Source organism: Kitasatospora sp. NPDC001547, assembly GCF_042894165.1.
In the GTDB taxonomy this organism is placed as follows: Bacteria; Actinomycetota; Actinomycetes; order Streptomycetales; family Streptomycetaceae; genus Kitasatospora.
The window spans coordinates 570,373-594,372 of sequence record NZ_JBIAVL010000003.1 but is presented as its reverse complement, the minus strand read 5'-3'; the positions used below and the strand labels follow the sequence as shown (position 1 = coordinate 594,372).

Sequence of the window (24,000 nt, the reverse complement as noted above, 5' to 3'; positions counted from 1 at the left end):
GGGTGGGCTGGCAGGGACATCAGTCGAGGTCGTCGCCGAAGTCGGGGCGCACGCCCTTGGCGAACTGGATCTCGTCGTTGCTGGTGCCGGCCGCGACCATCGGCCAGACCATGGCGTCCTGGTGGACGATGAAGTCGATGACCACCGGGCGGTCGTTGATCTCCATCGCCTGCCTGATGACGGCGTCGAGGTCCTCGGGGCGCTCACAGCGCAGGCCCACGCAGCCCATCGCCTCGGACAGCAGGACGAAGTCGGGGATCCGGGTGCCCTGGGCCGGCGGCTCGATGCCGTCGTGGCCGGGGCCGGAGTGCAGCACGGTGTTGGAGTAGCGCTGGTTGTAGAACAGCGTCTGCCACTGCCGGACCATGCCCAGCGAGCCGTTGTTGATGACCGCGACCTTGATCGGGATGCCGTTCAGGGCGCAGGTGACCAGCTCCTGGTTGGTCATCTGGAAGCAGCCGTCGCCGTCGATGGCCCAGACCGCGCTCTCCGGGCGGCCGGCCTTGGCGCCCATCGCCGCGGGGACGGCGTAGCCCATCGTCCCGGCGCCGCCCGAGTTGAGCCAGGTGCCCGGCTTCTCGAACTGGATGAACTGCGAGCTCCACATCTGGTGCTGGCCCACGCCCGCGGCGTAGATCGCGTCGGGGCCGACCAGCCGGCCGATCCGCTCGATGACCTGCTGCGGCGAGAGCTGTCCGTTCGGGGCGGGCTCGTAGCCGAGCGGGTAGGTCCGCTTCCACTCGTCGAGCCGCTCCCACCACTCGGTGTAGTCGCCCTTGTGGCCGGCGTCGAACTCGGCCTGGACGGCGACGATCAGGTCGGCGAGCACCTCGCGGGCGTCGCCGACGATCGGCACGTCCGCCGGGCGGTTCTTGCCGATCTCGGCCGGGTCGATGTCGGCGTGGACGACCTTGGCGTTGGGGGCGAAGCCGTCCAGCTTGCCGGTGACGCGGTCGTCGAAGCGGGCACCGAGGGTGAACAGCAGGTCGGACTTCTGGAGCGCGGTGACGGCCGGGACGGAGCCGTGCATGCCGGGCATGCCCAGGTGCTGCGGGTGGCTGTCCGGGAAGGCGCCGAGCGCCATCAGGGTGGTGACCACCGGGGCGCCGGTCAGCTCGGCGAGGATCCGCAGCTCGGCGGTGGCCCGCGCCTTGAGCACGCCGCCGCCGACGTACAGCACCGGGCGCTTGGCGCCGACCAGCATCTTCGCGGCCTCGCGGATCTGCTTGGCGTGCGGCTTGGTCACCGGCCGGTAGCCGGGCAGCGCGGTCTCGACCGGCCAGCGGAAGGTGGTGGTCGCCTGGAGCGCGTCCTTGGCGATGTCGACCAGGACCGGGCCGGGGCGGCCGGTGGCGGCGATGTGGAAGGCCTCGGCGATCACCCGGGGGATCTCGGCCGGGTCGGTGACCAGGTAGTTGTGCTTGGTGATCGGCATCGTGATGCCGCAGATGTCCGCCTCCTGGAAGGCGTCGGTGCCGATCGCCTTGGAGGAGACCTGGCCGGTGATGGCGACGACCGGCACCGAGTCCATGTACGCGTCGGCGATCGGGGTGACCAGGTTGGTCGCACCCGGGCCGGAGGTCGCCATGCAGACCCCGACCCGGCCGGTGGCCTGGGCGTAGCCGGTGGCGGCGTGACCGGCGCCCTGCTCGTGCCGGACGAGGATGTGGCGCACCTTGACGGAGTCCATCAGGGGGTCGTACGCGGGAAGGATGGCCCCGCCCGGGATGCCGAAGACGGTGTCCGCGCCCACGGCCTCCAGGGAGCGGATGAGCGACTGGGCGCCGGTCATGGTCTCGACGACGTGCTGGGGAGCGGGAGCGTTGGCGGCCGGGTTGTCCCCGCGGCGGGGGGATGCGGCGTGCTCAGTCATCTGCCTGTCTCTTCTCGGATTTTGCCGGCCCGGTGCTGCGGGCCCCGGTGCTGCGAGGGTGGGGTCCCGGTCCGGGCCGATCGCCGGCTCTGCCTCAATCGTCCCGCTCGGTCCGACGGATCGGACGTGATCGGGCGGCCGAGGCCAGGGGTCTTGCGGAGGTGGAACAGCGTCAGTGCAACAAAAAACCCCTCGTGCCCAAGGGCATGCGAGGGGTGGCGCGTCGGTCTGTCACGAGCAGGGCGTACGAGCCCACTCAGCCGACGCGCCCGCCAAGTACGAGAATTCGGGTGCGCATGGCAACGACCTTCCTCCCGTGCGGGGCGGCGTGTCAAGCAGGTGGGACGACCGTCTCGCCATGCGGACCACCCGCCGGGCCTGCGACGGCACGGTGTCCGGGCAGGTCAGGGGCTCCGTGGTGATGTGCGCCACGTCCCGGCGCGGCGTCCGTCCGGCCACCCGTCCGGGTGTCGTCGGCGGCGGCGGGGTACGGCCGGCGGGCCGGCAGCGGGCCCGCCGGGGCGGGCAGCGGGTAGTCGCGGCGGGCCAGTGCCCGGCGCAGCCGGGGCTCGTCCAGCGGCGGGGCGAAGGCCGAGCCCTGGCCCTGCCCGCAGCCCAGCTCCCGCAGCACGGAGACCTGTCGGGGCAGGTCCACGCCCTCGGCGGCGGTGGCCATCCCGAGGTCGCGGCCCAGCCGCAGCGCGTGCCCGGCGAGGGTGCGGCTGAGCGGGGACTCGCCGAGGTCCTGGACGAGCGTGCGGTCCAGCTTGAGCCCGTCCAGCGGCAGCCGGGCGAGGGCGCCGAGCGAGCCGCCGCCGGCTCCGTACCCGGCCAGCCAGGTGGAGACGCCGAGGCCGCGCAGGGCGGAGAGCCGGCGGCCGAGTTCGTCGGCGAGCGAGTCCGGGCCCATCCGGGCCACCTCGATCACCAGCTCGTCGGCCGGCAGCCCGCTGTCGCGCAGCGCGGCGGCCACCGTCTCGTACAGGCCGGGCGAGCAGAGCCGCTCCACCGAGAGCCGGACGGCCACCGGGACGGGATCCGGCGCGCCGCGGCCCCGGCCGGGCAGGCCGCGCCGCTCGACGGCCGCGCTGACCGCCTCCAGGACCAGCCAGCGGGAGAACCGGGTGGCCGCGTCGCCGTGCTCGGTCGAGCGCAGGAACTCGGCCGGGGTGAGCAGCAGGCCGCCCACCGAGCGCCAGCGGGCCTGCGCCTCGACGCCGGTCACCGCGCCACTGCCGAGGTCCACCACGGGCTGGTGGAGCAGCGTGAAACCGCCCTCCCGGACGGCCAGCCGCAGCCGTTCCTCCAGCTCGGTGCGGCGCTCCAGGTCCGCCCGCATCGCCGGGGTGTAGAGCACCACCCGGCCCTTGCCCTCGGACTTGGCCCGGTACATCGCGAGGTCGGCGTTGCGCATCAGCTCGTCGGCGGCGGCCCTGGGGTCGGCCGCCGGGCCGCGTTCGGGGGTGCCGAAGGCGATGCCGATGCTGGCGGCGACGCTGAGCTCGGCGCCACCGATCCAGTACGACTCGGAGAGCGCGAGGCGCAGCCGCTCGGCCAGCTCCTGGACCTGGAGGCGGCCGAGCGGGCCGCAGACCAGCGCGGCGAACTCGTCGCCGCCGAACCGGGCGACGGTGTCCCCGCAGCGGACGGCGCTCTGGAGCCGGCGGGCGGCCTGCACCAGCAGTTCGTCGCCGACCTGGTGCCCGGCGGTGTCGTTGACCGCCTTGAAGCCGTCCAGGTCGAGGAAGAGCACCGCGATCCCGGAGCCCGTCCCGTCCTGCTGGCCGCGGGTGCCGAGGGCGGCCCGCAGCCGCTGGGTGAACAGCGCCCGGTTGGGCAGGTCGGTGAGCGGGTCGTGGAAGGCGTTGTGCTGCAACTGGGCCTGCAGCATGACGCGTTCGGTGACGTCCCGGCTGTTGAGCAGCAGGCCGTCACGATGTCTGCTGACGGTCGACTCGACGTGCAGCCACTCGCCGGCGCCGGAGCTGATCCGGCACTCGACCCGGGCGGAGGGCTCGGCGGCGCCGGGGCTGCGGTGGGCGGTGAGCCGGACCCTGGCGAGGTAGCGGCGGACCTCGGAGAGCACCCGGCCGACGTCCTCGGGGTGGACCAGGTCCAGCAGGTTGCCGCCGACCAGCTCCTCCGGGTCCCGCCCGTAGACGCCGAGCGCGGCCGGGGAGACGTAGGAGAGCACGCCGTTGGCGCCGGCGATCATGATGACGTCGCTGGAGCCCTGCACCAGGGAGCGGAAGTGCGCCTCCTTGTGGGCGAGTTCCTGGGCGAGCGAGAGGTTGTCGAGCAGCATCACGCCCTGCCTGAGGATCAGCGCCAGCCCGACGGTGCAGGCCGCCGCGGCCACCACCCGGTCCAACTCGCGTCCGCCGAGGGCGTTGTAGAGGATGCCGGCGGTACAGACCGCGGCGGCGGCGTACGGGGTCAGCGCGCTGAAGGTGGTGGCCACCCGGCGGTGCGGCAGGCCGCCGGCCGAGGGGTGCTCGCGCAGCGGACGGCGCCAGCGCGGCGACCACGGCGCCCAGCCCAGCAGCAGGCTGCCGGAGAACCAGCCGGCGTCCAGCAGTTCGCCCGAGTGGTAGTTGCTGCGCAGCTCCGGGGAGGTGAACAGGGCGTCGCAGGTGACGGTGACGGCGAGCGCCAGCATGGCGGTGTGCACCGCCGCCCGGTTGCCGTCGCGGCCGCCGAAGCGCAGCCCGACCACCAGGCTGACCAGCAGGATGTCCAGCACCGGGTAGGCCAGGTTGAGCGCCAGGCGCAGGGGCGAGCCGTCCTCGCCGTCCGCGATCCGGCCGAGCGCCAGGCTCCAGCTGAGGGTGAACAGCGAGCCGGCGATCAGCCAGCCGTCGAGCAGCAGGCAGAGCCAGCCGGCCGCGGTGCGCGGGTGCTGGGCGAGCACCAGGACGCCGGTGATGGCGAGCGGGGCGAACAGCAGGAAGGCGTACTCGGCGAGCGAGTCCTGGGGCAGCGGGGTGCGCACGACCAGCTCGTACCAGCCCCAGGTGCCGTTGCCGAAGGCCACCATGAGCGAGGAGAGGCCGAACAGCAGCCAGGCCGGACGGGCGTGCCCGCCGACCGTGCAGCCGTACACCAGGCAGGACAGCGCGGCCGCCAGCGCCGCCGCGGCCAGCCCGAAGTCGCCCATGAAGACGGACAGTTGGCGTGAACCCCAGCCGGCGGCGGCGCCCGTGGCGTAGGCCAGGCAGAGCCCGCCCAGGACGAACCCGGGCAGTGCGCGGCTCTCCCGGAGCCGGCGCAGCGGGCCGCGGCGGACGGGTGCGGGCACGTCGGCGGCGGACGTGTCGGTGTGCGGTGCTTCCGGGCGTCCGGTTCCGGGCAGCACCGTTTCGGTGGAGCTCACTCGGCCTCTCCCCCTCCGGCCCGGGGCCTCGCGCCCCGGCCACGGGCCACCGGCCGCGCACCTCTCGGACGTGCGCGGTGGACCGGCGCCCCGTCAGGGCGGCGGCCCAGGGGGTGGGCGGCCTGCCGGTCGCCGCACCGTACCGATGCTCCCAAAATGGACCCTACACCAATTCCGTCACTCAATGACACGCACACTCAACTTAGAGTAATGGCTAAAGGGTGGGGAAATGCCCCCGATTCCTACGGATCGGCCCGGTTGGCGGCGGCGCGCGGGCGGGGGCTCACGCGGCGCGCACGGGAGCACGCGGCGGCGCCCGAACACCGGTGCCAGGACGGACGAACGGCGTACGAACCGCGGACGAGCGGCCCACGAACCGCGGACGAACAGCGGCCCCGGACCGGCCGAAGCCGGTCCGGGGCCGCCGTGGAGCCCTGCTCAGCGCCCGGAGGCGGCCAGATCGTCCGGGAACAGCCGCAGCCGGTGCGCCAGCGCGGCCGCCTCACCGCGGCCGCCGACCGCGAGCTTCCCCAGGATGTTGGAGACGTGCACGCTGGCGGTCTTCGGAGAGATGTACAGCTCCTCGGCGATCTGCCGGTTGGTCCAGCCGCGGGCGAGCAGTCGGAGCACGTCCCGCTCCCGGGGGGTGAGGTTGAAGGAGTCCCCGGCGGCCGGGGCCGGCACGGTGGCCGTCCGCTCGGCAGGGGCGAGGCTCAGCCCGGCCCGTTCGGCCAGCGCGGCGATCTGCCCGCCGAGCAGCCGGTCGTCCCGGACGGCCGCCAGTTCGGCCGCCTCGCGCAGCAGTTCGGCACCGGCCTCGCGCCGGCCGGCCTGCACCTCGGCCTCACCGGCCCGCAGCAGGGCGAGCGCCAGCGGGTACGGCAGACCGGTCGGACGCAGCGCCTCGACGGCGGCGGCCCACCGCTGCGGGGTGTCCGCGCCCTCGGCGCGGGCCAGTTCGGCCTCCAGCAGCCGGGCCCAGCCGTGGTGCAGCGGCGCCCGGGGCCGCAGGCCGGCGGCGGCCGCGGAGATCGCTGCCAGCGCCTCGGCCCGGCCCGCCCCGGCCTGCGGCAGGCCCCGGCTGTCCGCCTCCACCGCGGCGGCCTCGGCCAGCAGCGGGTAGACGTCGGACTCGTGGCCGAGCCGGCCGCCGTCCTCCAGCGCGGCGAGCAGTTCGGCCCGGGCCTCCAGCGGCCGGCCGCCGAGTGCCGCGAGCCGCACCGCCAGCCGGCTGATCGGCACGCTGTGCTGCACCTGGCCGACCCGGTTGGCCGACCGGGCCTGCGCCAGCATGGTCGCCGCGGTGGCCAGGTCCCCCTTGAGCAGGGCGAGTTCGCCGCGCATCCGGTCCAGGAACTCGGCGTGGGTGCCGCTCAGGCTGGTCAGTTCGAAGCCGGCCAGCACCTCGGCCGCCTCCCGGACCCGCCCGAGGTCGGTCAGCGCCTCGACCAGGTTGCCGGTCAGGATGGTGCCGATGTTGCGCAGCAGGCCGTTGCCGTCCGCGAACTCCAGGCCCTCCCGGGCCAGTCGGACCGCCTCCTCGGGCCGCCCCAGCCCGCGCTGCATGCTGGCCAGGTTGTTGATGCCGCGCAGCAGCAGGTCGGGCACGCCCAGCCGGCGGGCCCGCTCGACCGCCCCGGCCAGCTCGGCCAGCCCGCCCTCGGCGTCGCCGTGCACGTCGTAGCGCAGCCCGCCGAGGGTCATCCGGGCGTGCACCTCGACCGAGTGGGCGCCCACCTCCTGGGCGATCCGGATCGCCCGCTCGGCCAGCTCGATCGCCTCGGGGCTGGGCCGCTTGAGCATCGCCGTCCCGGCGCCGAGCGCGAGCACCTCGGCCTGGACGGCGGTCGGCGGCAGGTGCTCCACCAGCCGCAGCGCGTTCGCGATCTCCTCCTCGTCGCCGGAGCGGCGCAGGCTGCCCAGCATCCGGGCCCGGTTGATCCGGAACCAGGCCGCGCGCACCGGGTGCTCCGCCTCGTCGACCAGCCGCAGCCCGCGCTTGGCCAGGCTCAGGCCGCGCTCGCGGTCGCCGCAGCGCCGGGCCGCGACCACCGCCTCGGCCAGCACGTCGACCAGCTGGATCCGGTCGCAGTCCTCGTCCGCGGCGTTGTGGTCGCAGGAGCCGGGCGGGTAGGTCTCGGCCCAGTCGTACGGGCGCAGGGTGTGCGCCAGCACCTCCTCGGAGACCAGGTCCCACAGCTCCAGGGCCCGTTCCAGCATGCCGAGCTGCTCGGCGAAGGCGTTGCGCCGGCGGGCCGCGCGGGCGGCGTCCAGGGCGGTCGGCAGGGCGCGCGCCGGATCGTGCGCGTGGTACCAGTAGTTGGCCAGCCGGGCGGGCAGCGCGTCGCCGGGGACCAGCTGCGGCTGGGCCTCCACGGCGAGCGCGAACCTGCGGTTGATCCGGTGCCGTTCGCCGGGCAGCAGGTCGTCCGAGACCGCCTCGCGGACCAGCGCGTGGCGGAACCGGTAGCCCTCGCCCTCGCTGTCCGGGCGCAGGATGTTGGCGCCGACGGCCGCCCGCAGCGCCTCGATCAGCGCCTCCTCGTCGTCGTCCAGGACGGCGGCCAGCAGGGCGTGTTCGACGTGCGAGCCGCCCTCGGCGGCGATCCGCACGACCCGCTGGGCCTCCTCGTCCAGGCCCTCGACCCGCACCAGCAGGATGTCCCGCAGCGAGTCGGTCAGCCCGGCGCCGCAGCCGTCCTCGAACGCGGTCGCCAGTTCCTCGACGAAGAACGGGTTGCCCTCCGAGCGCCGGTGGATGCGGTCCACCAGCTGGCGGTCGGGGGCGGTGGTGCCGAGGATGCCGGCCAGCTGGGCGGCCACCTCGCGGCGGTCGAACCGGGCCAGTTCCAGCCGCTGGACGGTGCGCAGCCGTTCGAGTTCGGCCAGGAAGGGGCGCAGCGGGTGCCGGCGGTGCAGGTCGTCGGTGCGGTAGGTGGCGACCAGCAGCACCCGGGACCGGTGCAGGGTGCGCACCAGGAAGGCGAGCAGCTCGCGGGTGGAGCGGTCGGACCAGTGCAGGTCCTCGACGGCGAGGACGAGGGTACGCTCCGCGCCGAGCCGCTCGAACAGCCTCGCGGTGTGCTCGAACAGCCGGGCCCGGCTGTACTCGTCGTTGGGTTCGCCGTCCACCTCGCCGAACTCGGAGAGCAGCAGGGCGAGATGGCCCTCGCTGCCGGCCGCGGCGGCCCCCAGTTCGGGGCCCAGCGAGCGGTGCAGCCGGCGCAGCGCGGCGGCCAGCGGAGCGTACGGCAGGCCCTCGGCGCCGACCTCCAGGCAGCTGCCGAGCGTGGTGACCGCCCCCTGGGCGGCGGCGCGCTCCAGGAACTCCTCCAGCAGCCGGGTCTTGCCGACCCCCGCCTCGCCGCCGATCAGGACGGCCTGGGGGCTGCCGGTGCCCGCGCGGCGCAGCGCGTCGGTCAGCTCGGTGATCTCGCTGCCGCGGCCGACGAAGACGGGGCTGACCGATGTCTGCTGCATGGATGCGAGCATGCCATAGCCGGTGGGGCCCGGCCGAGGGGTTATCTCCCCAGGCGAACGGGGTTCCGGCCGCGAACGCCCGGAGGGGGAGACGCTCACTCGCAGCGTCTCCCCCTCCGAAACCCCCTCGGCACCGTCGTGGTGCCGTGCCGTCAGCATTCGGGCCGACGCACGGGGCGCCGCTGGAAGCGGGCGGCCACCGGACGCCGGCGCAGTCGGCGGGCGTCCTTGGCCTCGCGCACCAGGCGCTCGTGCTCGGCGCGGGCCACGAGCTCGTGGGCCTGTTGCTGGAAGGTCTGGTACTCGATCATTTCCGGTTCCCCCTCGGGTCTTCCACTCCGTCTTGCTGACAGGTAAGAGCTTCCTCCCCCAGCGGGGGGTGCCGCATCGGGAGCGTGCCGCATCTTCCGGGGCGCGGATGCCTTAGATCGGGCTCCAGAAAAGGTTTAAGGCCCCATCCCTCCTAGATACATAGGAGAGATGGGGCCTTAGGCCTTACTTAGGGGCCCTTAGATGCCTTAGAAGCCTTAGGAAGCAAGCTTCTCCAGGATCAGGTCCTTCACCCGGGCCGCGTCGGCCTGGCCGCGGGTGGCCTTCATGACCGCGCCGACCAGCGCGCCCACGGCCTGGACCTTGCCGTCGCGGATCTTGGCGGCGATCCCCTCGTTCTCGGCGATGGCCTGGTCGACGGCGGAACCCAGCGCGGAGTCGTCCGAGACCACGGCCAGGCCGCGCTTCTCGACGATCGCGTCCGGCTCGCCCTCGCCCGCCAGCACGCCCTCGATGACCTGGCGGGCCAGCTTGTCGTTCAGCTTGCCCTCGGCGACCAGCGCGGCGACCCGGGCGACCTGCACCGGGGTGATCGGCTGCTCGCTCAGCTCGGTGCCGGTCTCGTTGGCCCGGCGGGCCAGCTCGCCCATCCACCACTTGCGGGCCTGGTCGGCCGGGGCACCGGCCGCGATGGTCTCCTGGATCGGCCCCACCGCACCGGCGTTGAGGACGGACTGCATGTCCTTGTCGGACAGGCCCCACTCGGCCTGCAGCCGGGCGCGGCGCACCCGCGGCAGCTCGGGCAGCGCGGCGCGCAGCTCCTCGACCCACTCGCGGGAGGGGGCCACCGGCACCAGGTCCGGCTCGGGGAAGTAGCGGTAGTCCTCGGCGTTGTCCTTGATCCGGCCCGAGGTGGTGGTGCCGTTGTCCTCGTGGAAGTGGCGGGTCTCCTGGACGATGGTGCCGCCGTCGGTCAGCACCGTGGCGTGCCGCTGGATCTCGAACCGGGCGGCCCGCTCCACGCTGCGCAGCGAGTTGACGTTCTTGGTCTCCGAGCGGGTGCCGAAGGTCTCGGTGCCGTTCGGACGCAGCGACAGGTTGACGTCGCAGCGCATCTGGCCCTTGTCCATCCGGGCCTCGGAGACGCCGAGCGAACGGATGAGCTCGCGCAGCTCGGCGACGTACGCCTTGGCGACCTCGGGGGCCCGCTCGCCGGCGCCCTCGATCGGCTTGGTGACGATCTCGATCAGCGGGATGCCGGCCCGGTTGTAGTCGAGCAGCGAGTGGGTGGCGCCGTGGATGCGGCCGGTCGCGCCACCGACGTGGCTGGACTTGCCGGTGTCCTCCTCCATGTGGGCGCGCTCGATCTCCACCCGGAAGGTCGAGCCGTCCTCCAGCTGCACGTCGAGGTAGCCGTTGAAGGCGATCGGCTCGTCGTACTGCGAGGTCTGGAAGTTCTTGGGCATGTCCGGGTAGAAGTAGTTCTTCCGCGCGAACCGGCACCACTCGGCGATCTCGCAGTTCAGCGCCAGGCCGATCTTGACCGCCGACTCCACGCCGACCGCGTTGACCACCGGCAGCGAACCCGGCAGGCCCAGGCAGGTCGGGCAGGTCTGGCTGTTCGGCTCGGCACCCAGCTCGGTCGAGCAACCGCAGAACATCTTGGTCTTGGTGCCCAGCTCGACGTGGACCTCAAGGCCCATCACCGGGTCGTACGACGCGAGAGCGTCCTCGTAGGAGACCAGGTTCATGACGCTCACAGCGTCCCTTCGTTCAAAAGACTTTGGGAGGTACGGGCCCGGCCGCCGCTCGTGCGCGGCCGGGCCGGGGCGCTCAGCCCAGCAGCACGTCGTCGGAGCCCAGCTGGCGCAGCTCGCGCACCAGCAGCGCGGTGCCGGTGATCAGCGCGGCCGCGCCGACCAGGGCGTTGACCAGCTTGAGGGTGTCGCTCTCCTCGCGGGCCTTGCGGACGTCCTTGGCGATGGAGATCGCGCCGAACGCGCTGGTGCCGATGGACAGCCACAGACCGGGCTTGCTGTGCTTGAAGCCCTTGAGCGAAGCGGACTGGGCCTTGGCCTTCTCGATCTTGCTCACAGTGCCGGTGCCTCCTCCAGCAGGGTGTGCCCCCACTTGTCGTTGAGTGCGGCCTCGACGGCGCCGCCCACGCGGTACAGGCGGTCGTCCGCCATCGCGGGTGCGATGATCTGCAGGCCGACCGGGAGATTGTCCTCCGGAGCCAGGCCGACCGGCAGCGACATGGCCGCGTTGCCCGCCAGGTTGGACGGGATCGTGCACAGGTCGGCCAGGTACATCGCCATCGGGTCGTCGGCGCGCTCGCCGATCGGGAAGGCGGTGGTCGGCGTGGTCGGCGAGACCAGCACGTCCACGCCCGCGAAGGCGGCGTCGAAGTCGCGCGAGATGAGCGTGCGGACCTTCTGGGCCGAGCCGTAGTAGGCGTCGTAGTAGCCCGAGGACAGCGCGTAGGTGCCCAGGATGATGCGGCGCTTGACCTCGGGGCCGAAGCCGGCCTCGCGGGTCAGGGCGGTGACCTCCTCGGCCGAGCGGCTGCCGTCGTCGCCGACCCGCAGGCCGTAGCGCATCGCGTCGAAGCGGGCCAGGTTGGAGGAGCACTCGCTGGGCGCGATCAGGTAGTACGCCGGCAGCGCCAGGGTGAAGGACGGGCAGGAGACCTCGACGACCTCGGCGCCCAGCTCGCGCAGCAGCTCCACCGACTCGTCGAAGCGCTGCATCACGCCGGCCTGGTAGCCCTCGCCGGCGAACTCCTTGACCACGCCGATCCGCATCCCGCGGACGTCGCGCATCTTCGCGGCCTCGACCACGGCCGGGACCGGCGCGTCGATCGAGGTGGAGTCCAGCGGGTCGTGCCCGGCGATGGCCTCGTGCAGCAGCGCCGCGTCCAGCACGGTGCGGGCGCACGGGCCGCCCTGGTCCAGGCTGCTGGAGAACGCCACCAGGCCGTAGCGGGACACCGAGCCGTAGGTCGGCTTGACGCCGACGGTGCCGGTGACGGCGCCGGGCTGGCGGATCGAGCCGCCGGTGTCGGTGCCGATCGCCAGCGGGGCCTCGAAGGCGGCCAGCGCGGCGGCCGAACCGCCGCCGGAGCCGCCGGGGATGCGGGAGAGGTCCCACGGGTTCCCGGTCACGCCGTACGCGGAGTTCTCGGTGGAGGAGCCCATCGCGAACTCGTCCATGTTGGTCTTGCCGAGGATGACGACGTCGGCGCTCTTGAGACGGCTGGTCAGCGTGGCGTCGTACGGCGGGATCCAGCCCTCGAGCATCTTCGAGCCGCAGGTGGTCGGGATGCCCTTGGTGGTGAAGACGTCCTTGAGCGCGAGCGGGACGCCGGCCAGCGGGCCCAGCTCCTCGCCCTTGGCTCGCTTCGCGTCGACGGCCCGGGCCGCGGCCAGCGCGCCCTCGGTGTCGACGTGCAGGAAGGCGTTGACCTTCTTGTCGACGGCGTCGATGCGGTCCAGGTGGGCCTGCGCGACCTCGACGGCGGACACCTCGCCCTTGGCGATGGCGCCCGCGGTCTCGGCGGCGGTGAAACGGATGAGCTCGGACATCTCGGTCAGTCCTCCCCGAGGATCTGCGGCACACGGAAACGCTGCTCCTCGGCGGCGGGGGCGCCGGACAGCGCCTGCTCCGGGGTGAGCGACGGCCGCACCTCGTCCGCGCGCATGACGTTGGTCAGCGGCAGCGGGTGGGAGGTCGGCGGGACGTCCTGTCCGGCGACCTCGGAAACGCGGGCGACCGCGCCGATGATCACGTCGAGCTGCTCGGCGAAGTGGTCCAGCTCTTCGGGCTTCAGCTCAAGACGCGACAGCCGGGCGAGGTGGGCGACCTCCTCGCGCGTGATGCCAGGCATGCAGCGATCCTCAGGGTGAGTTCTGGTGAGACCCGGCGGTGCCTTGCGGGGCGGTGCCGGGCCCGGGCAGGAGCAGCCTGTTCGGCGCTCCGTCCTCATGGTCTTTGGACCCCATCCTATGGGGCCCGTCCCCCACCCCGGCCAACGAGTGAGCCGCGGCGCCCGTCACCGGCCCGGCCGCGGGCGTCCGGCGGGTGTCGGCCCCGGTGTACGGCAGGCTCCCGGCAGGCGTCGACCCCGGCGTCCGGCGGGGCGCTACTGCGGCCGGGTGCGGGCCCAGCCCTGCGGCTTGATCTCCATGTGCGCGGCCTGCACCACCTGTGCCACCGGCGGCAGCGTCGGCGGGATGACCGGCGGCCGGACCTGCGGGAGCGTCGGGAGCGTCGGCGGCAGCACCGGCGGCCGGACCGGCTGGGCGATCGGCTGGGCGATCGGCTTGGCGGCCTGGACCGGCTGGAAGCCGGCGTGCAGCTGGGGCGGCACGCCCAGCCGCTCCACCGGCGGGGCGCCGGTGCGGTGCACCCGCAGCCAGGCGGTGGCCTGCTCGGCCGGCAGCGCGGCCGACACCAGCCAGCCCTGGACGGCGTCCACGCCCATGCAGTGCAGCCGCTCCCAGGTCTCGTCGTCCTCGACGCCCTCGGCGACCACGGTCAGGCCCAGCGAGTGGGCGAGCTCCACCGAGCAGCGGACCACCGCCGCGTCGTGGTCGTCGGCGACCATCCGGGAGACGAAGGAGCGGTCGATCTTCAGCTCGCCGACCGGCAGGCTGCGCAGCCGCACCAGCGAGGAGTGCCCGGTGCCGAAGTCGTCCAGGGACATCCCGACGCCGTAGCCGCGCAGCTCGGCCAGGGTGTCGGCGGCCCGCCGGGAGTCGTCCAGCAGCAGCCGCTCGGTGATCTCCAGCTGGAGCGCGTGGGCCGGCACCTGGTGGCGCACGAGGTGGCCGGCCACCCGCTGGGCGAAGCCGGGGTTGAGCACGTCGCGCGGCGAGACGTTGACCGCGACCTGCACCTGGAGGCCCTGCTCGCGCCAGTACGCGAGCTGGCCGACGGCCGCCTCCAGCACGTAGTCGGTGAGCCGCGGCATCAGGCCGCTGGACTCGGCGAGCCCGACGAACTCGTCCGGGGAGACCTTCCCCTGGCCGGGCCGCTCCCAGCGCAGCAGCGCCTCCAGGCCGACCACCCGGCCGTCGAAGGCCACCTTCGGCTGGTAGTGCAGCTGCACCTCACCGGTCTCCAGCGCCCGGCGCAGGTCCCCCAGCAGCCCGATCCGGTACGGGGTGTCGGCGTCCTGGGTCTCGTCGTACTGGGCGACCCCGCTGCATCCGCGCTGGGCGTGGCCCATCGCGACGTCGGCGCGGCGCAGCAGCGACTCGGCGTCCTGGGCGTGCTGCGGGTAGACGCAGACGCCGCCGCTGGCCTCCAGGACGAGCAACAGCCCGTCCAGCCGGATCGGGGCGGCCAGTTCGGCGATCAGCGCCTTGGCGACCCGCTCCAGGCTGTCCGGGCAGTTGATGCCGGGCAGCAGGACGGCGAACTCGTCGCCGCCCATCCTGGCCACCATCGGGCGGCCGCGGCGGTAGTGCCGGGGGAGCCCGGCGAAGACGTCGTCGATGGACTCCCGGGTGGCGCTGCCGGCCGGTCCTCCGGAGCGCAGTGCCCGGTGCAGTCGGCGGGCGATGTGAACCAGTAACCGGTCACCGGCCGTATGACCGAGTGTGTCGTTGAGTGACCGGAAGCGGTCGAGATCGAGCAGGATGAGACCGACGCTGTAGCCCTGTTCACACTCCGCGATCGCCTCCTGCGCGGCCAGCAGCAGGGCCTGACGGTTGGGCAGGTCCGTCAGCGGGTCGGTCAGCTGGTCGCGGGCGCGGTCCCGGGCGATCCGCCAGGCCGCCACCAGCACCGCCAGGGGCACGGCGAACAGCGGCAGCAACTCGGGTTCGTACCGGTAGACCAGGACGGCCAGCGGGATGAGCGGCGCGGCTCCGGCCAGCAGCACGCCGAGCAGCAGGACCGCACCCGCCACCCCCTGCGGCGGGCGTGTGGGCGCACCGCCGGTCGTACGATCCATAAGCCCTGTCCTCCGTCGGGCCCGCCCCGTCAGGCCGCCTTACGGTGAGGCACCGTGCCGGTACCGACAGCTGCCGGGCATGGAGCGACCCCGAGGAGCACCGGCCCAGCCGGTGCCCCCACCCCTGCTGACACTCTGTTGCGCTCCAGGGTAAGCCGGGGTCCACCCGGTGGGCAGACTTTCGGACAACCGGAAACGCGCCACCGCGCCCGGGTGTCGCACAGTGACACAATGCCCGCTTTCACCGCACGGCACCCGGTGACGCCGCATCAGGACGATAACAACACCGGTCCGGCCACCGGCCGCTCGGGTCGGCTCCGGGTCAGTCCCCGACGGGCTCCTCCGTCGGCTCCTCCGCCTCCTCCGGCTCCGGAAGCCCCAGGTGGGCGCGGGCGGCGGAGGGCCCGTCGGCGAGCAGGACGGCGAACCCGGCGTCGTCCAGGACCGGCAGGCCGAGCTGAACAGCCTTGTCGTATTTGGACCCAGGGTTGTCACCGGCGACCACAAAATCGGTCTTTTTCGAAACCGAGCCGGTCACCTTCGCTCCACGGGAGGTCAGCGCCTCCTTGGCGCCGTCCCGGGTGTGGCCGGCCAGGGTGCCGGTCACCACGACGGTCAGGCCCTCCAGCGGGCGCTCCGCCCCCTCCTCGTCCGCGAACTCCTCGGTGAAGCGGGCGCCGTCGGCCTTCCAGTTCTCCAGGATCCGCCGGTGCCACTCCTCCGCGTACCACTCCCGGATCGAGCGGGCGATGATCGGGCCGACCCCCTCGACGGCCGCCAGCCGCTCCTCGCTCGCCTCGAAGATCTTCTCCAGGTCGCGGAACTCCCTGGCCAGCGCCTGGGCGGCGACCGGGCCGACGTGCCGGATGGACAGGCCGTTGACGAACCGCCAGAGCGGCCGTTCCTTCGCCGCCTCCAGGTTGTCGATCAGGACCTGGAGCGACTTCTTCGGCTCGCCCTTGGTGGTGGCGAAGAAGAAGACCTCCTTCTCCCTGCCGGTCCGGTCGTCCAGCTTGGGCATGCCGGTCTTCGGGTCCCGGACCAGCACCTTGATCGGCAGCAGCTTCTCCGGCGTCAGCCGGAAGATGTCGGCCTCGTTCCGGACCGGCGCCTCGGCCGGCTCCAGCGGCTGGGTCAGCGCGGTGGCCGCGACGTAGCCGAGGCCCTCGACGTCCAGGCAGGAGCGCCCGCCCAGGAAGGCGATCCGCTCCCGGATCTGGGCCGGGCAGAACTGCGCGTTGGGGCAGCGCAGATCGATGTCCCCCTCGGACATCGGCCGCAGCTCGCTGTCGCACTCCGGGCAGTGCGAGGGCATCACGAAGGCCTGCTCGGTGCCGTCCCGCAGGTCGTAGACCGGGCCGAGGATCTCCGGGATGACGTCGCCGGCCTTGCGCAGCACGACGGTGTCGCCGAGCAGCACGTCCTTGGCCTTGACGATCTCCTGGTTGTGCAGCGTCGCGTACTGCACCATCGAGCCGGCCACCTTCACCGGCTCGGCCAGCACCGCGTACGGGGTGGCCCGGCCGGTGCGGCCGATGCCGACCTTGATCTCGGCCAGCTTGCCGGTGACCTCCTCCGGCGGGTACTTCCAGGCGATCGCCCAGCGCGGCGACTTGGAGGTGGCGCCGAGCCGGCCCTGCAGGGCGATCTCGTCCACCTTGACGACCACGCCGTCGATCTCGTGCTCGACCGAGTGCCGCTGCTCGCCGAAGTGCTGGATGAAGGCCCGCACCTCGGCGAGCGTCTTCACCACCTTGTTGTGCCGGGCGGTGGGCAGGCCCCAGTCGTGCAGCAGTCGGTAGGCGTGCGACTGGTTGTCGATGTCGAAGCCGACCCGGGCGCCGATGCCGTGCACCACCATGTGCAGCGGGCGGGAGGCGGTGACGTGCGGGTCCTTCTGGCGCAGCGAACCGGCGGCGGCGTTGCGGGGGTTCATGAACAGCCGGATCATCGCCCGGGGCCGCTTGCCCTCCTTGGCGCGCTCCTCGTTCTCCTGCCGGCGGCGCTCGTTCTCCTCCGCGAAGGAGGCGTTGAGCGCGTCGAAGGCCTCGGTCGGGAAGTAGACCTCGCCGCGGATCTCGACCAGCTCCGGGATGTCGTCGCCCTTGAGCTGGTGCGGGATCTCCTTGATGGTGCGGACGTTGGCGGTGATGTCCTCGCCGACCCGGCCGTCGCCGCGCGTCGCCGCCTGCGTCAACTGGCCGTTCTCGTACGTGAGGTTGACGGCCAGGCCGTCCACCTTGAGCTCGCACAGGTAGTGGTAGTCGATGCCGTGCAGCTCGGTGGCGACCCGCTCGGCCCAGGCGGCCAGCTCCTCGTCGTCCATCGCGTTGTCCAGGCTGAGCAGCCGCTCGCGGTGCTCGACCTCGGCGAACAGCGCGGTGGGCGCGCCGCCGACCCGCTGCGTCGGGGAGTCCGGGGTGACCAGGGCCGGGTGCTCGGCCTCGATCCCCTCCAGCTCCCGCATCAGGGCGTCGAACTCGGCGTCGCTGACGGTCGGCGCGTCCTGCTCGTAGTACCGGGCGCGGTGGTCGGTGATCTCCTGCGCCAGCTCGGCGTGCCGCCTGCGCACCTCCGCCGGGACGTCCTCCCAGCCCTCGACAGCCGTCACCGCAAGCCCTCCTGCATTCTCATTCCGGGTTGTCCACCAGGCTCTGCGCCGCCCGCGCCGCGAGCGACAGCGCCCTGCGGGCGTACGCCGGGGAGGCCCCGGCCAGCCCGCAGGTCGGCGTCACCAGCACACGGCGGCCCAGCAGCTCCGGGGCGAACCCCAGCCTGCGCCACAAGGTCCTGACACCCTGGACACTACCGGCAGGGTCGGACACCGCCTGGTCAGTGGCGGGGACGACACCGGCGAGGATCGTCGTGCCGCCCTCCACCGCCTCGCCCAGGTCGTCGTCCTGGCGCTCGGTGAGGAGCGAGAAGTCCAGCGAGATCCCGGCCACCCCGGCGCGGCGCAGCAGCGGGACCGGGACGTCCGGCGCGCAGCTGTGCACGACGACGGGCGCGTCCAGGCTCCGGACGACCTCGCGCAGCACCTCCTCGGCGACCTGCCGGTCGACGGAGCGCAGCCGCTGGAAGCCGCTGGCGGTCTTCACCGATCCGGCCAGGACGGCGGGCAGCGAGGGCTCGTCCAGCTGCAGCACGACCTCGGCGCCGGGCACCCGCTTGCGGACGTCGGCGAGGTGGCGGCGCAGGCCCTCGGTGAGCGAGCCGGCGATGTCGCGGCAGGCGCCGGGGTCGGAGAGCGCCTTCTCGCCGTGCTTGAGCTCGATGTTCGCCGCCAGCGTCCACGGGCCGACGGCCTGGACCTTGAGCGCGCCCTGGTGGCCCTGGGTGAACTCCTCCAGCGCGTCCAGGTCCTCGCCGAGCCAGGAGTGGGCCCGCCGGGTGTCCCGGCCGGGGCGGTCGGTGAACCGCCAGCCGCTCGGCTCGGTCTGCGCGAACAGCTCGACCAGCAGGCCGGCGCCGCGTCCGATCGTGTCGGCGCCGGGGCCGCGGGCGGGCAGCTCGGGGAGGAACGGCAGGTGCTCCAGGGCGCCGGTGGAGGTCTTGGCGGCCTCCCGCGCGTCGGTGCCGGGCAGCGAGCCGACGCCGGTGGCGGCGCCGCGCAGGTCAGGGAAGGGGTGTCCGGTGCTCACCTGCCCGAGCCTACTCAGCCGGACGGCGCCGGCTCACCCGGACGGACCCCGGCGCGTGCGCGGGAAGTCGGCCGGGCCGACTTCCCGCGCTGGGCGCTACCGTCCGGGGCGGACGGTGATGTCGGTGATCTCCGCGTCGCGGGAGGCGTCGAGGGCGGCGAGGACCGCCCGGGCGACGGACTCCGGCTCGATCCAGCGGTCGGCGTCGTACTCCTTGCCCTCCTGCTGGTGCACCTTGACCTGCATCGCGGTGGCGGTCCGGCCGGGGTAGACCGAGGTGACCCGGACACCGCCCGCGTGCTCCTCCTGGCGCAGCGCGTCGGCGAGCGCCTTCAGGCCGTGCTTGCTGGCCGCGTACGCGGACCACTCGGCGTGGGCGTTGAGGCCGGCGCCGGAGTTGACGAAGACCACGTGGCCCTTGACCAGCCGGACGGACGGCAGCAGCAGCCGGGTCAGCTCGGCGGGGGCGACGAGGTTGACGTTGAGCGTCTCCTGCCAGGCCTTGGGGGTGAGGTCGCCGACCGTGCCCAGCTCGACCACGCCCGCGACGTGCAGGAGGGAGTCGAGCTCGACGGGCAGCTGCTGGTGGCCGAAGGCCCAGGAGAGCTTGCCCGGGTCGCCGAGGTCCCCGACGAGGGTACGGGCGCCGGGGAAGCGCTCGCGCAGTTCGGCGGCCCGGCGGGCGTCGCGGGCCAGCAGCCAGAGTTCGTCCCCGCGCGCGGCGAGCTTCTCGGCGAGGACGGCGCCGATGCCGGAGCCGGCGCCGGTGATCAGATGGGTAGCCATGGCCCTGATCCAATCAGGCCTTGAGCTGGGCGAAGACCTCGGCGGGCGTGTCCGCGAAGGTGATCAGCTCGGCGAGCGGGCGCGGCAGGAAGCCCTCGGCGTCCATCCGCTCCATCTGGGTGCGCAGGCCGGAGTAGAAGCCCTCGCTGTCCAGGACGACCACCGGCTTCTCGAACATCCCGTGCTTCTTGAGTTCGAGCACCTCGGCGACCTCGTCCAGCGTGCCCAGCCCGCCGACCAGCACGACGATGGCGTCCGCCCGCGAGGCCAGCACCGCCTTCCGTTCGCCGAGGTCGGCCGTCCACACCAGCTCGTCGGCACCGACGTACGCCTTGTGCCGCAGCATCTCCACCATCACCCCGACCAGCCGGCCCCCGGCGGCCTTCACCTCGTCCGCGAGCAGCCCCATCAGCCCGGCGTTCGAGCCACCCCACACCAGGGTGTGCCCGCCCTCCCCCAGCAGCCGGGCGAACTCCGCGGCGGGGGCGGAGTAGCGGTCGTCGAGCGAGTACGCGGAGCAGAAGACAGAGATATTCATGATGCCGTCTGGTCTATCACGCGCTGCGGCAGCGCTTCACCGGCATTACCCGTGGTCCGCCCCGTGCCCGCTCCGGCGGGTGGAGCTCCCGGCCGACCGGAGCGCGCTCAGGCGGTGACGGCCGGGCGTTCCGTCGTCGCGATGGTCGCCGAGCCGACGACGCGGGTGCCGTCGTAGAGGACCACGGCCTGGCCGGGGGCGATGCCCCGCACCGGGGTGTCCAGCTGGACCCGCAGCTCGCCGTCGACCACGGAGGCGTACACCGGCACCTCCTCGCCGTGGGCGCGGAGCTGGGCGGTGTAGCGGCCGTCGGCGAGCGGCTCGGTGCCGCACCAGCGGGGGCGGATGGCGGTCAGCCCGGTGACGTCGAGGCCCTCGACCGGGCCGACCGTCACGGTGTTGTTCACCGGGGAGATGTCCAGCACGTAGCGGGGCTTGCCGTCGGCCGCCGGGCGGCCGATCCGCAGGCCCTTGCGCTGGCCGATGGTGAAGCCGTACGCGCCGTCGTGCTCGCCCAGCTTGGTGCCGTCGACGTCGAGGATGTCGCCGGTCGCGGTGCCGAGGTGCTTGGCCAGGAAGCCCTGGGTGTCGCCGTCGGCGATGAAGCAGATGTCGTGGCTATCGGGCTTCTTGGCGACGGCCAGGCCGCGGCGCTCGGCCTCCTCGCGGATGGCGTCCTTGGTGGTGTCGCCGAGCGGGAAGAGCGAGTGGGCGAGCTGGTCGGCGTCGAGCACGCCGAGGACGTAGGACTGGTCCTTGGCGGCGTCGACGGCCCGGTGCAGCTCGCGCGAGCCGTCCGGCAGGTCGACGATCCGGGCGTAGTGGCCGGTGCAGACGGCGTCGAAGCCCAGCGCGACGGCCTTGTCCAGCAGCGCGGCGAACTTGATCTTCTCGTTGCAGCGCAGGCACGGGTTGGGCGTGCGCCCGGCCGCGTACTCGGCGACGAAGTCGTCGATCACGTCCTCGCGGAAGCGCTCGGCGAGGTCCCAGACGTAGAACGGGATGCCGATCACGTCGGCCGCGCGCCACGCGTCCCGGGAGTCCTCGATGGTGCAGCAGCCGCGCGCGCCGGTCCGGAAGGACTGCGGGTTGGCGGAGAGCGCCAGGTGGACGCCGGTCACCTCGTGCCCCGCTTCGACGGCGCGGGCGGCGGCGACGGCGGAGTCGACTCCGCCGGACATCGCCGCGAGCACGCGCAGACGGCCGGTGGAGGGAGTGGTCGGGGCACCCGGGAAGTCAGTCATGGTGAGTACAAGCCTACGGGGCCGCCGGACATGCCCCACCGCGCGGGAGCTACCGCCGTACGGAGGCCAGCCCCGCGTTGCGCGCCCGCTGCACCACCGGCCCGATGGCCTCGCCGAGCGCCGCCACGTCCTCCCGCACCGAGGTGTGCCCGAGCGAGAACCGCAGCGACGCGCGCGCCAGCAGCGGGTCGACGCCCATCGCCAGCAGCACGTGGCTGGGCTGCGGCACCCCGGCGGAGCAGGCGGAGCCCGTCGAGCACTCGATGCCGGCCGCGTCCAGCAGCATCAGCAGCGCGTCGCCCTCGCAGCCGGGGAAGGAGAAGTGGGCGTTGGCGGGCAGCCGGCCCCCGGCCGACGGGTCGCCGTTGAGGACCGCGTCCGGGACGGCGGCCAGCACGGCGGCCACCAGCTCCTCCCGCAGCGCGCCCACCGCGGCCGCGTGTCCGGCCCGCCGCTCCACGGCGAGCGCCGCGGCGGCCGCGAAGCCGGCCGAGCCGGGGGCGTCCAGGGTGCCGGAGCGCACGTCGCGCTCCTGCCCGCCGCCGTGCAGCAGCGGTACGGGCGCGGCGCCCCGGGAGAGCAGCAGCGCGCCGATGCCGAACGGGCCGCCGATCTTGTGCCCGGTGACGGTGAGCGCGGTGAGCCCCGACTCGGCGAAGGAGACCGGGACCTGACCGAGCGCCTGCACCGCGTCGGCGTGCACCGGGATGCCGTACTCGGCCGCCACGGCGGTCAGTTCGCGCACCGGCTGGACGGTGCCGACCTCGTTGTTGGCCCACATCACGGTGATCAGCGCGACCGCGGCAGGGTCCCGCTCGATCGCCTCGCGCAGCGCCTCGGGGTGCACCCGGCCGTAGCCGTCCACCGGCAGGTAGTCGACCCGGGCGCCCTCGTGCTCGGAGAGCCAGTGCACCGCGTCCAGCACCGCGTGGTGCTCGACCGGGCTGCACAGCACCCGGGTGCGGGCCGGGTCGGCGTCCCGGCGGGCCCAGTACAGGCCCTTGACCGCCAGGTTGTCGGACTCGGTGCCGCCGCCGGTGAGCACGATCTCGCTGGGGCGGGCGTCCAGCGACTCGGCCAGCGACTCCCGGGACTCCTCGACCACCCGGCGGGCCCGGCGGCCGGCCGCGTGCAGGGCCGAGGCGTTGCCGACCACCCCCAGGTGCGCCGTCATCGCGGCGATCGCCTCGGGCAGCATCGGCGTGGTCGCCGCATGGTCCAGGTATGGCATAACCCCCCGATTGTAGAGCGCGGCGCCGCCCGGCCCTCCAGGCCCGTGCTCCGATCCGGCCACCGGACCGCCCACCGGGGCCACGCCCCGGTCCGGCCACCGCGCGCGGCGCCGTCGGCGCACCGCCGCCGGACGGCCGCGTCCGGCACTGGTTTGTACCACTGCGCCCCCCAGCGGTTAGCCTGACGCCACCAGTCAGCCGGATCCACGGGAAGACGCCATGTCGCAGTCGGTCGACCGCGCGCTGACCCTGCTCGACGCACTCGGCGACGCGCCGCTCTCGCTGGAGCAGGCCGCCAGCAGCCTCGGGGTGCACAAGTCCACCGCCCTGCGGCTGTTGCGCACCCTGGAGGAGCACGGCTTCGCCCGCCGCCAGCCGGACCTGCGCTACCGGATCGGCGGCCGGGTGCTCTCGCTGGCCCACCGCGCGCTGGAGGACTTCGACGTCCGGCAGGTCGCCGCGCCGTACCTGGCCGCGCTGAACGCCCGCTGCGGCTACACCGTCCGGCTCGCCGTGCTGCACGACGGCGAGGTGCTCTACCTGGACGAGGTGGCCGGGCTGCCGGGTGCGGAGCCGTCCCGGATCGGGCGCCGGGCGCCGGTGGACGGGACGGCCGTCGGCCGGGTGCTGCTCGCCGGGCTGTCCGCGGACGGCGCCCGCGAGGAGGACCTGCCGAACGAGCTGGCGGCGGTGCGCCGCCTGGGCTGGGCGGCCGAGTCCCGCGAGCACCACGAGCCGGTGACCTGCGTGGCGGCGCCGGTCGCGGGCAGCGGCGGGCGGACGGTCGCGGCCTGCGCGCTGAGCGCCCCGGCGAGCGAGGTACCGCCGGCCGAACTGGCCCGGATGGTGCCGGAACTGCTCTGCACCGCCGAGGCGATCTCGCTCGCGTACGGCGGCTCGCCTACTCCTCGCTGGTGCGAGAACCGTTGCGGTGCCAGGCCCGCGGGGCACGCCAGCCGTACTTCAGGGCGAGCATCCGCAGCCCGAAGGCGGTGAGCGCGGCGGCGGTGCCGGTCACCCCGGTGAGGCGGTCCGCGCCGATCAGCAGCGCGACCACGGTGGCGCCGACCAGGGCCGGGACGGCGTAGATCTCCCGGTCCCAGCGCAGCAGCGAGGGGATCTCCCCGGCCAGCACGTCGCGGATCACACCGCCGCCGGCCGCGGTCACCATGCCGAGCGCGATCGCCGCGACCGCGCCGAGCCCGAAGTCGTGCGCCTTGGCGGTGCCGGTCACGCAGAACAGCCCGAGCCCGAGCGCGTCCAGGGTCTGCACCGCCCGGTTGATCCGCTCGACCTCCGGGTGCAGGAAGAACACCACCAGCGCGGCGGCCAGCGGCGTCACGAAGTAGCCGAGGTTGGTGAACGCGGCGACCGGGGTGGCGCCGATCACCAGGTCGCGCATCACCCCGCCGCCCAGGGCGGTGGCTTCCGCCAACACGCAGATCCCGAAGATGTCCATGTTCTTGCGGACGGCGAGCAGGCCCCCGGAGAGGGCGAAGACGAAGATGCCGACGAGGTCCAGCGACTGCTGCACGTCGGTCGGGAAGAGCTGGGATGTCACCGTCCATGTGTACCCGATCCGCACGGGTGCTCCGGACGCGTCG

The 24,000-nt window shown here is 73.7% G+C and carries 17 protein-coding genes; 1 reads left to right on the top strand and 16 read right to left on the bottom strand.

Features of this window, described 5'->3' with window-relative positions; genetic code table 11:
• Positions 1-19: 19 nt before the first annotated feature.
• From ACFY0X_RS08275 to ACFY0X_RS08205, 15 genes are all read right to left on the bottom strand, one after another.
• Positions 20-1,873, bottom strand: a complete 1,854-nt coding sequence (locus ACFY0X_RS08275; protein ID WP_387750540.1) for an acetolactate synthase large subunit — start codon at positions 1,871-1,873, stop codon at positions 20-22.
• Between the two features lie 331 nt (positions 1,874-2,204).
• A complete protein-coding gene (locus ACFY0X_RS08270; protein WP_387750619.1) occupies positions 2,205-5,144 on the bottom strand; it encodes a putative bifunctional diguanylate cyclase/phosphodiesterase in 2,940 nt (979 codons plus the stop codon).
• 540 nt (positions 5,145-5,684) lie between these two features.
• Positions 5,685-8,726 carry an AAA family ATPase gene (locus tag ACFY0X_RS08265; RefSeq protein WP_387750538.1) on the bottom strand — a complete coding sequence of 1,014 codons (3,042 nt, stop codon included), beginning with the start codon at positions 8,724-8,726 and terminating at the stop codon, positions 5,685-5,687.
• A 152-nt stretch (positions 8,727-8,878) separates the two neighbouring features.
• Positions 8,879-9,037, bottom strand: coding sequence for a hypothetical protein (locus tag ACFY0X_RS08260; protein WP_387750535.1), 159 nt, complete (start codon positions 9,035-9,037; stop codon positions 8,879-8,881).
• A gap of 216 nt (positions 9,038-9,253) precedes the next feature.
• Positions 9,254-10,747, bottom strand: a complete 1,494-nt coding sequence (gene gatB / locus ACFY0X_RS08255; protein ID WP_387750616.1) for an Asp-tRNA(Asn)/Glu-tRNA(Gln) amidotransferase subunit GatB — start codon at positions 10,745-10,747, stop codon at positions 9,254-9,256.
• Between the two features lie 82 nt (positions 10,748-10,829).
• Positions 10,830-11,090 (bottom strand): hypothetical protein, encoded by a 261-nt coding sequence (locus tag ACFY0X_RS08250; RefSeq protein ID WP_387750533.1) that lies wholly within the window; start codon positions 11,088-11,090, stop codon positions 10,830-10,832.
• The gene (gene gatA, locus ACFY0X_RS08245; RefSeq protein ID WP_387750530.1) at positions 11,087-12,580 is read right to left on the bottom strand and encodes an Asp-tRNA(Asn)/Glu-tRNA(Gln) amidotransferase subunit GatA; all 1,494 of its coding nucleotides are present in this window, start codon (positions 12,578-12,580) and stop codon (positions 11,087-11,089) included. Before gatA ends, ACFY0X_RS08250 begins: the two co-directional genes overlap by 4 nt.
• Positions 12,581-12,585: 5 nt before the next feature.
• Positions 12,586-12,882, bottom strand: coding sequence for an Asp-tRNA(Asn)/Glu-tRNA(Gln) amidotransferase subunit GatC (gene gatC / locus ACFY0X_RS08240; protein ID WP_030057414.1), 297 nt, complete (start codon positions 12,880-12,882; stop codon positions 12,586-12,588).
• A 255-nt stretch (positions 12,883-13,137) separates the two neighbouring features.
• A complete protein-coding gene (locus tag ACFY0X_RS08235; RefSeq protein ID WP_387750528.1) occupies positions 13,138-14,955 on the bottom strand; it encodes a putative bifunctional diguanylate cyclase/phosphodiesterase in 1,818 nt (605 codons plus the stop codon).
• 322 nt (positions 14,956-15,277) lie between these two features.
• Complete coding sequence (gene ligA / locus ACFY0X_RS08230; RefSeq protein WP_387750525.1) at positions 15,278-17,566, bottom strand: NAD-dependent DNA ligase LigA; 2,289 nt, start codon at positions 17,564-17,566, stop codon at positions 15,278-15,280.
• A gap of 19 nt (positions 17,567-17,585) precedes the next feature.
• Positions 17,586-18,596, bottom strand: coding sequence for a methionine synthase (locus ACFY0X_RS08225; protein WP_387750523.1), 1,011 nt, complete (start codon positions 18,594-18,596; stop codon positions 17,586-17,588).
• Between the two features lie 96 nt (positions 18,597-18,692).
• Entirely contained in the window at positions 18,693-19,382 is a 690-nt protein-coding gene (locus ACFY0X_RS08220; protein WP_387750521.1) for an SDR family oxidoreductase, read from the bottom strand.
• A 13-nt stretch (positions 19,383-19,395) separates the two neighbouring features.
• Complete coding sequence (locus tag ACFY0X_RS08215; RefSeq protein WP_387750518.1) at positions 19,396-19,920, bottom strand: TIGR00730 family Rossman fold protein; 525 nt, start codon at positions 19,918-19,920, stop codon at positions 19,396-19,398.
• 107 nt (positions 19,921-20,027) lie between these two features.
• Positions 20,028-21,164 carry a tRNA 2-thiouridine(34) synthase MnmA gene (gene mnmA, locus ACFY0X_RS08210; RefSeq protein ID WP_387750515.1) on the bottom strand — a complete coding sequence of 379 codons (1,137 nt, stop codon included), beginning with the start codon at positions 21,162-21,164 and terminating at the stop codon, positions 20,028-20,030.
• 49 nt (positions 21,165-21,213) lie between these two features.
• Positions 21,214-22,395, bottom strand: coding sequence for a cysteine desulfurase family protein (locus ACFY0X_RS08205; protein ID WP_387750512.1), 1,182 nt, complete (start codon positions 22,393-22,395; stop codon positions 21,214-21,216).
• Positions 22,396-22,615: 220 nt separating this feature from the next.
• Between ACFY0X_RS08205 and ACFY0X_RS08200 the strand changes: the two genes are divergently transcribed.
• Positions 22,616-23,392 (top strand): IclR family transcriptional regulator, encoded by a 777-nt coding sequence (locus tag ACFY0X_RS08200; protein ID WP_387750509.1) that lies wholly within the window; start codon positions 22,616-22,618, stop codon positions 23,390-23,392.
• On the opposite strand, the gene ACFY0X_RS08195 is transcribed toward ACFY0X_RS08200, so the two are convergent.
• Positions 23,298-23,957 (bottom strand): trimeric intracellular cation channel family protein, encoded by a 660-nt coding sequence (locus tag ACFY0X_RS08195; RefSeq protein ID WP_387750506.1) that lies wholly within the window; start codon positions 23,955-23,957, stop codon positions 23,298-23,300. The genes ACFY0X_RS08200 and ACFY0X_RS08195 overlap by 95 nt on opposite strands.
• Between the last annotated feature and the right edge of the window lie 43 nt (positions 23,958-24,000).